This window comes from Brotomerdimonas butyrica, assembly GCF_025567305.1.
Classification (GTDB): Bacteria; Bacillota; Clostridia; order Peptostreptococcales; family Anaerovoracaceae; genus Lentihominibacter; species Lentihominibacter butyricus.
Map to the genome: position 1 here is coordinate 131684 of NZ_JAOQJP010000001.1, position 13462 is coordinate 145145.

General features: G+C 46.8%; 11 protein-coding genes. All 11 read left to right on the plus strand.

Annotated features, from left to right (window positions below; all coding sequences use genetic code 11):
- Positions 1-111: 111 nt before the first annotated feature.
- The 11 genes from pta to csm4 all read left to right on the plus strand — a co-directional run bounded on the left by pta (position 112) and on the right by csm4 (position 13461).
- Positions 112-1071: a phosphate acetyltransferase gene (pta, locus tag OCV59_RS00580; RefSeq protein ID WP_147592380.1), complete on the plus strand. Its 960-nt coding sequence runs from the start codon at positions 112-114 to the stop codon at positions 1069-1071.
- A gap of 508 nt (positions 1072-1579) precedes the next feature.
- Positions 1580-2731 carry an exonuclease SbcCD subunit D gene (locus tag OCV59_RS00585; RefSeq protein ID WP_147592381.1) on the plus strand — a complete coding sequence of 384 codons (1152 nt, stop codon included), beginning with the start codon at positions 1580-1582 and terminating at the stop codon, positions 2729-2731.
- Positions 2728-5532, plus strand: coding sequence for an AAA family ATPase (locus OCV59_RS00590; RefSeq protein WP_147592382.1), 2805 nt, complete (start codon positions 2728-2730; stop codon positions 5530-5532). Before OCV59_RS00585 ends, OCV59_RS00590 begins: the two co-directional genes overlap by 4 nt.
- 104 nt (positions 5533-5636) lie before the next feature.
- Entirely contained in the window at positions 5637-6365 is a 729-nt protein-coding gene (locus OCV59_RS00595) for an HNH endonuclease (RefSeq protein WP_147592383.1), read from the plus strand.
- A gap of 189 nt (positions 6366-6554) precedes the next feature.
- Positions 6555-7184 carry a hypothetical protein gene (locus tag OCV59_RS00600; protein ID WP_147592384.1) on the plus strand — a complete coding sequence of 210 codons (630 nt, stop codon included), beginning with the start codon at positions 6555-6557 and terminating at the stop codon, positions 7182-7184.
- Position 7185: 1 nt separating this feature from the next.
- On the plus strand, positions 7186-8226 hold the full coding sequence (locus tag OCV59_RS00605) for a hypothetical protein (RefSeq protein WP_147592385.1): 1041 nt from the start codon (positions 7186-7188) through the stop codon (positions 8224-8226).
- 242 nt (positions 8227-8468) lie between these two features.
- Positions 8469-9134: a CRISPR-associated endoribonuclease Cas6 gene (gene cas6, locus OCV59_RS00610; protein ID WP_262583997.1), complete on the plus strand. Its 666-nt coding sequence runs from the start codon at positions 8469-8471 to the stop codon at positions 9132-9134.
- Positions 9135-9137: 3 nt separating this feature from the next.
- Positions 9138-11480, plus strand: coding sequence for a type III-A CRISPR-associated protein Cas10/Csm1 (gene cas10, locus OCV59_RS00615; RefSeq protein ID WP_147592387.1), 2343 nt, complete (start codon positions 9138-9140; stop codon positions 11478-11480).
- The gene (gene csm2, locus OCV59_RS00620) at positions 11458-11844 is read left to right on the plus strand and encodes a type III-A CRISPR-associated protein Csm2 (protein WP_147592388.1); all 387 of its coding nucleotides are present in this window, start codon (positions 11458-11460) and stop codon (positions 11842-11844) included. Before cas10 ends, csm2 begins: the two co-directional genes overlap by 23 nt.
- 13 nt (positions 11845-11857) lie before the next feature.
- Entirely contained in the window at positions 11858-12526 is a 669-nt protein-coding gene (csm3, locus tag OCV59_RS00625; protein WP_147592389.1) for a type III-A CRISPR-associated RAMP protein Csm3, read from the plus strand.
- A gap of 2 nt (positions 12527-12528) precedes the next feature.
- Positions 12529-13461, plus strand: coding sequence for a type III-A CRISPR-associated RAMP protein Csm4 (gene csm4, locus OCV59_RS00630; protein WP_147592390.1), 933 nt, complete (start codon positions 12529-12531; stop codon positions 13459-13461).
- Position 13462 lies beyond the last annotated feature (1 nt).

Genomic DNA, 13462 nt, shown 5'->3' on the forward strand with positions numbered 1-13462 from the left:
CTTTTGCAGACTGGCGAAGCTGCGTGGAGGCGGGACGTCACGCGGGTGCCCGGTGCGGCATCCGGCATATTTGAGCAAAAAATATATAAATATAAGAAAAGAGGGAAAAGAATGTTTACAAAACTGACAGAACAGTTAAAAGCAAATCCGCGTACTATCGTTTTCACTGAGGGTACTGATGCGCGTATACTCGATGCAGCTGCTAAGCTGACTGCTGAGAACGTGCTGAATGTTATCCTGCTCGGAGCTGAGGATGAAGTGAATGCTGCAGCAAAGGAAGCTGGATATGACATTGCAAAGTGCCAGATCGTAGATCCTGAAAAGTATGCAGATATCGACGCTATGGTCGACGAAATGGTAGCGCTCAGAAAAGGCAAGATGACTGCTGACGAAGTCAGAGCTGCTCTTGCAAAGTCGAACTACTTCGGAACTATGCTCGTTAAGATGGGCAAGGCAGACTGCCTCCTCGGCGGAGCTACATACTCGACTGCTGACACTGTAAGACCGGCTCTGCAGCTGATCAAGACAAAGCCCGGCAACAAGATCGTAAGCTCATGCTTCATCATGGTAAAGGGCGACAAGAAGCTGGCTATGGGTGACTGCGCTATCAACATCGCACCTAACGAAGACGAGCTCACAGAGATCGCTATCGAAACTGCAAAGACTGCAAAGGTATTCGGGATCGATCCGAAAGTCGCTATGCTTTCATACTCGACATACGGCTCAGGAAAGGGCGACATGGTTACGCTCGTAGCTAATGCAACAAAGAAGGTAAAGGAAGCTGCTCCTGATCTGGCTGTTGACGGCGAATTACAGTTTGACGCTGCTGTTGCTCCTGAGGTTGCAAAGGTCAAGTGTTCTGGATCACCGGTCGCAGGACAGGCAAACACATTCATTTTCCCTGACATAAATGCAGGAAACATCGGTTACAAGATCGCAGCTCGTCTCGGCGACTACGAAGCTATCGGACCGGTACTCCAGGGTCTCAACGCTCCTATCAACGATCTGAGCAGAGGCTGCAACGCTGAAGAAGTTTACAAGATGGCACTCGTAACTGCTGCTTTAAGCTAATCCGGTCTTGCCTGAGTCCGGGCAGACCGCTGTCGGTCACTGGCCGTTCGGACACAATTAAATACTGATATAAACTGCACGCTGAGGTCATCAGGCGAATCGCATCGCAATGCATCGACCCGGCAGTGCAGTTTTTTTGCTGCGGAAAATGCAGCGGCTGCGTGCATTGTGTTGTGTGGAGGGTTTACCAAAATGAGATTGTTGTCAGCAGTTTTTTAGTAAAACACACCCCCATAGCGGCAGTGTGAGGACGCGTGTTTACCAAGAAGTCACCCAGATGGCAGTGGCTTTGGTATTTTTTCTTATGGAAATGCTCATTTTTTCTTTTATTTTTGCTAAAAATGGGCAGCTGGAATTTGATTCTTGGTAAAGAGGCTCGCTAAAAATGCTTATCTTGCAAGGAAAATGCTAAGAATAAGAGTCTGGATATGGATTTTTGGCAATCATGGTGTGTGGATCCTATGCTATACTGTTATCATCACAGAACAACAGCACGGAGGGACAGCCTATGAAACTGATGCACCTGTCAGACCTGCACATCGGCAAGCGGGTCGGCGGATTTTCCATGACAGAAGACCAGCGGTACATACTGGATCAGATACTCGAAACAGCGGAGCGCGAACAGCCCGATGCGATACTGATCGCAGGGGACGTCTACGACAAATCAGTGCCGTCCGCGGAGGCAGTTAGCATTTTTGACGAATTTCTGGTGAAGCTTTCGGCGCGGAAAATGCAGGTCTTCATCATCAGCGGCAATCACGACTCGCCGGAGCGTCTGGCGTTCGGCAGCCGGCTGATGGGCGAAAGCGGCATACATCTTGCGCCGGTGTACGACGGGGATATAAGGCCGCACCATCTCAGAGACGAGCACGGAGAGCTGGATATTTTCCTGCTGCCGTTCATAAAACCGGTAGACGTGCGCAGGTTTTTCCCCGACGAGGCAGACGATATAGTTTCATACACGGATGCGCTGAGGGTCGCGGTGGCGCATATGGATACGGATGATGCAAAGCGCAGTGTGCTGGTGACGCATCAGTTCGTGACAGGCGCAGAGCGTTCGGAGTCAGAGGATATCTCGGTAGGCGGCACGGACAATGTCGACGCATCGGTTTTCGATCCGTTCGACTACGTCGCGCTCGGCCATATCCACAGGCCGCAGAACATCGGCACACAGCGGATCAGGTATTGCGGGACGCCGCTCAAATACTCGTTTTCTGAAGTCTCCCACGAAAAATCAGTGACCGTGGCGGAGCTCGGTGCGAAGGGCAGCCTTTCCATAAGGACGATACCGCTGGAACCGCCGAGAGACATGGCCGAGATACGCGGAACGTACGACGAGATCACGGCCAGGAGCTTTTACGCGGACACGACTTACAGCGAGGATTACATGCACATCACGCTGACCGACGAGGAGGATATCCCGGAGGCGATGGGCAAGCTGCGCGCGATCTACCACAACCTGATGAAGCTGGACTACGACAACAGACGGACACGCGGCAGCGCGCAGATCGACGTGTCGGGCGAGATCGAAAGAAAATCACCGCTCGAGCTGTTTGCAGGGTTTTACGAGCTGCAGAACAGCGCTCCGATGTCGGATGAGCAGTCGGAGCTGGTGGAAAAGCTGGCAGCTGAGATCTGGAGAGAGGAGGAACAGGAATGAGACCTTTGAAGCTTGTGATGTCTGCATTCGGACCGTATGCAGGCCGGACCGAACTCGATCTCGAACAGCTCGGAACGGGCGGCCTTTACCTGATAACCGGCGACACCGGCGCGGGCAAGACGACCATATTCGATGCGATAACGTTCGCGCTTTACGGCGAAGCCAGCGGCAGCAGCAGAGAAACGGACATGTTCCGTTCGAAGTACGCAGACCCTGACACGCCGACGGAAGTCGAGCTCGTGTTTGAGTATGCGGGAAAGGAATACACCGTGAAGCGCAGCCCCGAATACAGGCGGCCGAAGAAACGCGGCGAGGGCTTCACGCTGGCGAAAGCAGACGCACAGCTCAGCTATCCGGACGGGCGAGTGATCTCGAAGCAGAAAGACGTCAACCGGGCAGTTATCGATATCATGGGGATCGACCGCGACCAGTTCACGCAGATCGCGATGATCGCGCAGGGCGATTTCCTGAAACTGCTGCTCGCATCCACCGAGGACCGCAAAAAAATATTCCGCAGGATTTTCCACACGCAGCCGTTCCAGCAGCTGCAGGACAGGCTCAGGGAAATGTCGCTGGAGCTGAAACGCGAGCACAGCGAAGTCAGTGCGAGCCTGCGGCAGTACGTCGACGGGATCCTTTGCGACGAGAGCGATGTGCTGTTTGATGACGTGCAAAAGGCGCAGCGCGGTGAGGCTCCGGTGCCGGATATCGTCAGGCTTCTGGAGAGGCTGATATCGCGTGACGAGGAAAGCGCACAGCTGCGTGCAGCTGAGGACAGCGCTCTGAAAGAAGAGGCGGAGCGTATAAGCGGCAGGCTCGCCAGGGCACAGGAGCGTGCGAAGGCTGAAAAACAGCATGCAGAGCTTGCGGCGTCTCTCAGTGCTGAGGAGTCTAAGCTCGAAGCATTCATGGCAGCACTCAAGGCTGCAGAAGCAGGCGGAGAGCAGATCGAGGGACTCGTAAAGCAGGCAGCCGCTGCCGAGGCGGAGCTTGAGGAGCACGTCAGGATCACGGAAAAACAGAAGCAGCTGGAGACTTTGAAAAATGAGGCCGCAAAGCTTGAACGCGGTATAGAGTCGGGCAGGAAAGAAGCTGTGGAGCTCGAGGCAGAGATCTCGCAGCTAGAAAAAGAGGCTGCATCGCTGGCTGACTGCGGCAGTGAGATAGTGAAGCTCGATGCGGAGAAAAGCCGCATGCTAAGCAGGAAAAAGGATATTGAACAGCTGCGAAGCGATATTGCGGAGCTGGAAAAACTCCAGGCGAAATATGAAAAGGCGGCCGCAAAGTATCAGGAGCGCGCAGAGAAAGCGACTGCTGAAAAGGCTCTTTATGAGGCTAAGAACAGGGCGTATCTCGACGAACAGGCGGGGATACTGGCAGCCGGACTGAAGGAGGGCGAGGCGTGTCCGGTGTGCGGCTCGCTGACACATCCTTCGCCGGCGGCGCTGACGGATGATGCGCCGACTAAGCAAGAACTCGACTCGTTCATGGAAAAGGCTGAAAAGGCTGCGGAGGATATGCGCAGAGCCAGCGTTGATGCAGGACGTGTAAAGGGGCAGATGGGCGAGAAGCAGGAGGCAGTATACAGAGCGGCAGCGGAGCTTATGAACGACGGAGCCGGCTCAGATCCTGCGGGGGACTGTCCTGATGCGGACCGCATGCAGCGGATCACGACGCGTATCACAGAGAATACAGAGACGATCGAAAACAGCCTGAAAGAGCTCGAGCTGCAGCTTTCCATGGCTGAACAGAAGGCAAAGCGCAGGCAGCGGCTTGAAAAGCAGCTGCCGGAGACGAAAGAAAAGCACGGAAAACTCCTGGAAAAGATCAAAGAGTCGGAGATCGCTTCTGCGCAGAAAACGAGCGAAGCGAAGGCTCTCGATGAGGGCATCGCAGGTATGAGAGCGAAGCTGAGCTATAAGAGCCGCGAGGAAGCAGAGCGTGCGGCAGCTTTGCTCGAAAGCAGGAAAAAAGAGCTCGAGGATGCGCTCAAAAAGGCGCGCGATGACTACGAAGGCTGCGACAGGAAGATCGCGGAGCTGAAGGCGGGCATCGAAGAGACGGCGAAGCTGATGCAGGATAAAGATGAATTTGATGCAGATGCGGCCGTTGAGCGAAGGAATGAGATCGTGCAGAAACGCAGCGCGCTGGAGTCGGAGCTCAGGGATCTGCATCACCGCACGGAGACCAACCGCGAGGTGCTCAGGCAGATAGAGAAGCAGTCTGCGGCGATCGCTGATGTGGAAAAGCGCTTGATGACGATCGGATCGCTGGCAGACACGGCGAATGGGAACCTGAGCGGCAGGGAGAAGATCATGCTCGAGACGTATGTGCAGATGGCGTATTTCGACAGGATCATAGAGCGTGCGAATACGCGTTTCATGGTGATGTCGGGCGGGCAGTACGAGCTGAAGCGCAGGCGCGAGGCGGACAACAACCGGAGCCAGAGCGGGCTTTCGCTGGATGTCGTGGATCACTACAACGGAACGGAGCGCAGCGTCAAGACACTTTCCGGCGGCGAATCATTCAAGGCGTCGCTTTCGCTGGCGCTGGGGCTTTCGGACGAGATACAGGCGTCAGCCGGAGGGATACAGCTCGACACGATGTTCGTCGACGAGGGCTTCGGATCGCTGGATGAGGAATCGCTGCAGCAGGCGATGCGCGCGCTCAACGGACTTGCGGAAGGAAACCGGCTGGTCGGAATAATCTCGCACGTTCCGGAACTTCGGGAAAAGATCGACAGACAGATCATCGTGCGCAAAGACAGGAGCGGAGGCAGCCGTGTGGAAGTGGTGAAGTGATGGGTGCTGAGAGAGTGAAATGGGAAGTGCCGTATAATTAATCACTTGGTAGAAAATGTTTAAGTAAAATAAATGTATATAAGCAATAATGGGAGATAAAAGATATGGCGTTGCTAAATTTAAATATTATGTATGCAATAATATTTGCAGTGATAATAGCTATAGTTATTAGTTTGATCATGGTATTGAAATCACCATTTCAATACCCATACTATAATTGTTATTTAGATGTAACAGGTAAACGAAAGCCACAAATTGATAATTTGATTGATCAGCTTTTGAATTCAGGAGAATTCAATGAATTTCAAGCTCATAATAAAAAAATTTTGCTTTGGAAAGAAAAATGTAATAAGCAAATTGAAAATAGTAAACTGAAAAAATATCGAAGGTCTCAGTTTGATAAATGTATAGATGACGATAATGCATTTAAATTTTATCTTACTCGTCAACAAACCAGATACAAACAGAGAAACTATGTAAAAAAAGCATATAAAGTAACGCAGACAGTTAATGTATTCTTTTGCAACTATGAATACTTACAAAATCGTGATAGAGCACTTCAGAGTATAAATCATGAATGTACATTGAGTGAGTATCATAGTAAAAATCAAAGGAAACTCATGACGAAAGATTTGAGAAAAAAGATAATGTATAGAGATCATTATACTTGTCAAAATTGTGGAAAATACATGCCGGATGAAGTCGGCCTTCATATAGATCACATCGTACCTGTTTCAAAAGGAGGAAAAACGATTTCGTCTAATCTTCAAGTGCTTTGTTCGAAGTGTAACGGAAGTAAGTCGAACAGGGTTTTGAAGGATCGCAGTCAGTGAATAAACATCTGTTTACAAAATATTAATATTTTCATAAGCAGAGATGTGAATGCTATTTTAGTAAAGTATGCCATGATTCATGATTTTTATATTGAAGTTTTGCGTTAGTTGATATAATTTTAAAAACAGGAACTATGGGTTTTTAACAACAAAACCCGGATGCGTATACTTATTTGTGAGGAAGAAAAAATGAAAACAGAACAGATAGAACTTGGGAGTGAAATATTCACAGTACCTGCGGAGGTCAGCGGTTATTTTACAGAATGCGCCGGCTGTGAAACTCAAATGAATCTTTATGATATCCCGAATGGGATCTGTCCGGTATGCGGTGCGGATATGAAAGACGAAAGAGACAGGCTTCTGCGGATACTGTCTTTCATCGGGTACAGAGTGAGCTGCGATATGCATTTCAATGTCATCGTTCCGGACAGTTATGTTTCGATGTTGAAACTGTATGACTGGATCTCGTATCCTGAAAAAATAAAGGGTGAGGAAGAGGCGAAAGGCGTAGTGGCTATAAAAGAGCGGCATGAAGGTGACCGGCAGACACGCGCGATCTGCGCAGCAGCCCTGGGGAGCGCATACGCGCAGCATTTGCAGAGCGATAGAGCGGCAGAGGCGGCAAATCTGCTCAAAGGACTTGCGGCAGCAGATGAAGAAAAATTCATCAAGTTCACACTGCATAAAGCTATCGACGCATTGCTGGTGCCGTGGAGGCTGGATCAGAAAGCCTGCAGCATGGCTGCGGAGCAGATCGGCGTTCAATTCAGTTCGCCGTATATACTGGAAGTACTGCAAAGGCTGGAGCAGGAGGTTTGAGATGGATAAGGAAAAAATAAGCATAATGGATCTGACTGTGCCGTGCGTATGCTGCGGCCATGAAAATACTCTGTACGATCTAAGCGACGGATTTTGCCCTGAGTGCGATGCGGATATGGCGGAGGAAAAGATAAATCTGATGAAAGTCCTGCTTTCGGAGGGCGTGTATTTTGACTGCATGCGGGACGGCACGATACCGGTGCCGGAGGAAGTGATCGCTGCAAAAGAGCTGCAGGCACAGGAAGAAGCAAAGCTTTCGGCAAAGACATTCATGGAAGAAAGGATCAGCAGCTATCTGCAGCATTTCGTGCACAAGAAGCTGTTTGAGGATGATACATATTTTGAACTGGAAAAGCAGTACAGCTGCCGCATAGGCACAGCGGATAAGGAACGTCTGTATGATCAGGAGGATACCTGGGTGAGCACCGGATTCATGATATATCTGATCAGCTGGATCCGCGATAATCTTTCGCAGAACGAGATAGAGGCTTCGGTGCGCGAAGTGTCAAATGCGCAGTATCTGATGAGTGAGCTGCAAAGAGAAGCCAGCGAAGCGAAGGACCTGAGGGAAGAGGCTGAGATCGCGATCGCAGAAGCCGTGAACCGTCTGGCGGAGCTGGAGGCTGCCGAAGCGGCAGCGCTTTCGGAAAGCGCTGATATATATCAGTGGACCAATGATGAATATAATCCGCATGTCTACGATCTTTGCGATCTTTACACTATAGATGATCTTGATGATATCGACCCGGAACTGGACGAATTCATTTCAGAGCAGATAATGCTCCTCGGCGGCGACCCGTCCGATCCCGATACGAGAGAAAGGTTCATCAGAGATCCATTCGACTTTGAAGATGAAGATGATTTTGATCCTGACGACGACAGTGGATGGGATCCGGAAGATCTCGATGATATCGATCTGGAGATGGATGAATTCGTTTCGGATGAGATAATGTTCCGCGGCGGCAATCCGTTCGATCTCGACACTAGAGATGAGTTCCTCAGCGACCCGTTCAACTTCGGAGATGACAGTTATGATGACTGACAGAGTGCAAAAACTTCCTGGATAATAAAGTTTTTGCACTGAAATGCAGAAACTTTTAAAAATCGGGTTTTTCTGCACCGGGATTGAATTAAATGTAAAATGTTGTATAATTTAAATATGTTACATCTAACAGAAAAAGGGCTAATCTAATGAACCATATATTACGAAAAACTAAAGTATATTTTAAACCGACGGAGGTAAAACTGTCCTACAATATTTCATCCGTTATGCAGGGCGTTTTGATGGATAAAGTTTCTTATGGATTCGGTGAAAAAATGCATAAAGATGGCATGAAGCCATACAGTCAGTATTTTTATTACGAAAATGATATTCCGGTGTGGACTGTCAATACCATTAGTGATGAAGCGGAACATGAGCTGGTTAGTCCTCTGCTTGATGAAGGCTGTAAAAAGATCTATCTGAGGCATAAGGATATGACACTTGAAATCATCAAAAAAGAACATACCGAGCTGCCATATGATGTTCTCATGCAGGAAACATTTTTTTCATCGTGCAGCAGGTACATTACACTGAGGTTCAAGACTCCGACAGCGTTCAAGACGAATAACAGATATCAGTTTTATCCGACGACCGAACATATTTTAAAGAGTCTCACCAGTAAATTCAACATCTGTGATTTTGATGCCGAACTTGATTTCATTGAGGATATGGAAAAGACACTGCAACATTTGGAAATCGTAAATTACTCTTTGCGAAGTACAAATTTTTATTTAGAGCATACGAAGATACCGTCTTTTATCGGGCGGATAACTTTAAAAATAACAGGTCCTCAGCAGTTTGTAAATCTGATGCACCTGCTGGTGCGTATAGGAGAATATTCCGGTGTAGGGATCAAGACTGCCATGGGGATGGGGGCTGTTGAAATAATCGAGAGGAAGGAGAAGTGATTTATGAAGGAACAGAAAATCGCGCTTGTTACGGGAGCATTGCTTCATGATATAGGTAAGGTACTGTTTCGGTGTCATGAAGGTGGGAAAACACATTCAGAATCCGGTGCGGAATGGCTGAGGTCTATCGGGATATCAGATAAGATGATCCTTGATCAGGTGAAATATCACCACAGCCACGAAATACGGAATTCAGGAAATGATCTTTCTTCTGATTCGATGGCATATATAACTTACTGGGCTGATAACGTCGCTGCAGGAGCAGATCGTCGTGATAATGATCAGGAGCAGGAAGGTCAGCTTTATGTCAGAAACAGTTCACTGGAAAGTGTATTTAATATTTTAAATGGAAATAAAGAAAAGTGTGTATATACTTATGGCATTATGTCAGAAGACGGTTCTGTAAATTATCCGGTCGCAGAAAAGAAGACGATCTCACCGGAGACATACAGCCGGATTCTGGACAATATCAGGGATTCCCTAAAAGATATGGAATTCACGGAGAAGAGCATAAACTCGCTTCTGGAAATACTTGAAGCAAATCTGTCTTTCGTGCCATCGTCTACAGACAGCAGCCAGCTCTGTGATATATCACTTTTCGACCATATGAAAATCACGGCAGCAATAGCTTCTGCTGTTTATGATTATGCGAAAGCGCAGCAGACAGCTGATTATAAAAACACATTTTACAGTAAGGGGAATGCGTTTTATGAAGAAAAAGCGTTTCTTCTGTGCAGCATGGATATTTCAGGCATACAGAATTTTATATATACTATTGCAGCTGCTAAAGCGTTGAAAAACCTGAGAGCACGTTCATTTTATCTGGAGCTTATGATGGAGCATATAGTTGACCAGCTCTTGAATGAACTGGAATCAACTCGGGCAAACCTGCTGTATACCGGTGGCGGGCATGCATATCTGCTGCTTCCAAATACGGAAAACTGCAAAACAGCTATTACAGAGTTTCATAAAAAACTGAATCAGTGGTTTATGGATAACTTCGGTACAGATCTGTATATGGCAATAGGGTATACTGCATGCTCTGCAAATGAACTGATGAACAAGCCGGATGGAAGTTATCGGGAGATTTTTCATCGGGTTTCTGAAAAACTTTCTTTTGGAAAATCACACCGCTATACATCAGAAGAAATAATCGCACTGAATACACAGAAGCACGAGGAACACGAACGTGAATGCATTGTGTGCGGCCGAAGCAGTCGGCTTGTAAGTGAAAACAAATGTGATGTCTGTGATGCGCTGGAATCTCTGGCAAATGATATCATGGAAAAAGATTTTATAGTCATATTATCGGAAAAGCCAGAAGAAAAATCTCTGATACTGCCCGATGAATGTTACATGATCATGGAAAACAGAGATCAGCTACGCGAAAGAATGAAAAACGATGCTGCATATGTGCGTTGTTACAGTAAAAATAAGAGATTTACAGGTGAGAATCTGGCTACAAAACTCTGGATCGGTGATTACAGCAGTGCAAAGGAATTTACGGAACTGGCGTCAGCATCGCAGGGAATCAGGCGGCTTGCAGTGCTGAGAGCTGACGTGGATAATCTGGGGCAGGCATTCGTAGCAGGATTCGCGGAGCAGAACAACAGCGTTTCCAGGACAACTACATTCTCACGAAAGCTGTCGGAGTTCTTTAAGCTTCATATCAATTATATACTGCAAAACCCTGAATTTAATCTGGGGAAAGAGGCAGTGAAGCAGCGTGATGCACTTATAGTATACTCAGGCGGGGATGATGTGTTCCTGATAGGCGCGTGGGATGATGTTGTAGGTTTTGCTATAGACTTGCAAAGCAGCCTGGAAAAGTATACTCAGGGTATGCTGACGATTTCAGCTGGCATCGGTCTGTATCCTGAAAAATACCCGGTATCTGCTATGGCATATGAAACAGGTATTCTGGAAGAGATATCCAAAGGCATGGATGGTAAGAATGCCGTAACTCTTTTTGAAGGAGAGCATACATATCACTGGGATCGTTTCAGGGACAAAGTGCTTGGAGAAAAGCTGTCCATGCTGAACCGGTATTTTGAAATCAATAAGATGGAGCGTGGAAACAGTGTATTGTATAAATTGCTGGAGTACATTCGATCTTTAGAAGACAGCAGGATCAATCTGGCGCGTTACGCATATCTGCTGGCACGACTGAAACCGGAACAGGATGATGACGAGAAGAAAGAACGAGTCTATCAGGAGTTTTCACAGAATATGTATCGCTGGATCAAGGAAGCGGATGATCGAAGAGAACTTATAACTGCAATATATCTGTATGTGTATCTGAATCGAAGCAAGGAGGGTGAAGATGGAAAAACTGACAGAAACTAATTATGTGGATTTAGCAGAGAATGTGATTGTAGAGGGTTTAGAAAGAGATGGAAAAGGAAAATTTAGATTGACAAATTCTAAAATCAGAAATCTTCTCTCTTTAGTAAATAATTTATATACTGATGTAGTTCGTTCAAGTGGTGCAAATGAAAGACTATCGGAAGCGATCGAAGGAAAGATCCAGTATTTGCGTTTACGTTTTGTTTATGAAGCAGGTAGGGAAACAAGCGTGAAAGACTTTGTAGATAAAGCTGATATCATCAGACATTTGAAGCGTATAGAAACGCGAAGTGATCTGCTCTTGTTCTGCAGATACATGGAAGCACTGGTTGCATATCACAAGTTTAACGGCGGAAGAGACTAGGGGAGGAAACAAGATGTACGGAAAAATCGAAATTTCAGGTAGAATAAAACTTTTGACAGGAATGCATATCGGAGCATCAGACAGCTTCGCTGCTATAGGAGCCATTGATACACCTGTGATCAAAGATCCGATCAGTGGACTGCCGCTCATTCCGGGCAGCAGTTTAAAAGGAAAAATGAGAACGCTGCTGGCAAAACAGTATAATCCGAATCCTTTTGCTGAATGTGAACGGGATGACGAAAAAATCACACGCTTGTTTGGAAGCAGCAAAAGCGTGAAAAACGGATATCCGGTCAGCGCCAGGATATTATTTTCAGATGTTGTTATGGATAATTTTAATAAACTTAAGGAATATGGAGTCGAGTTGCCGACAGAAGTGAAGGAAGAAAATAGTATTAGTCGTGTTACTGGGAGCGCTACTCCGAGAAAAATCGAGCGTGTTATCAAGGGAGCTGCTTTTCCGCTGAGTATAATCTATAATGTGGAAAATGAAGAAGAAATGGCTGAAGACTTTAAGACGATCGCTGACGGCTTGAAGCTTTTACAGTACGATTATATCGGAGGACATGGATCCAGAGGATATGGACGGATCGCGATTTCAGATCTGCACGTTGATGTGGTGGTTGGTGATGTTAAAGAAGAGTTATTGAATCAGTGTGAAGCGATTATTGAGGAAATTTAGATATGAAATACTGTATTTATAAATTCAATTTTAAAACAGCAGTTCACATTGGTAATGGGAAATTATCTGATGGCGAAATGACATTTCATGCAGATACACTTTTTTCTGCACTTTGCCAGGAAGCACTGCAGATGGGCGGTGAAAAAATGCTGCAGGAACTGGTCGAATATGTAGAAAAAGGACAGCTGAGAATATCTGACTGTTTCCCGTTCCTTGCAAAGGATCGTTACTATATTCCGAAACCTATGAAGACAATAGTACATGACAGTGGCAATAGTACAGATCGAAAAGCATTTAAAAAAATGAAATACGTGCCGGCAGACAAATTTGATGATTATTTGAATGGAAACATCGACGTCATTAAAGAAAATGAGTTTTTTGCAAAATATGCCGGAAATTATTCAGTCAAGACAAGTGCAGCTGTACCGGAACTGGAAGATACGAAACCGTATCCGGTAGGTATGTGGCATTTCCCAAAAGATTCGGGATTGTACTTTATTCTGGGATATGATTCTGATGAAGTGAATTATTTTGTGGGAGATTTGATGGACAGCCTTTCTTACAGTGGAATAGGTGGAAAAAGAACAGCCGGACTTGGAAGATTTGAATGCAGTGTAGATAAACTGCCACAAGCTATCAGGCAGAATATCGATAATGAAGCTGGCAAATACTTCATGGCTCTTTCGGTGTGCATGGATGTAAAGGGTGTTCTGGATGATGTGGTTCCCGATGCGGAGTATCTGCTTGTAAAGCGAAGCGGATTTGTTGCATCAGATCGATATGCACAGACTTTTCAGAAAAAGGAGGATGTGTACCTTTTTCGCGAAGGATCTTGTTTTTCACAGAAGTTCGATGGAGAAATACTGGATGTTTCGTGTGGTGGAAATCATCCGGTTTACCGGTATGCAAAAACGATGTGGATGAAGGTGGACTGAT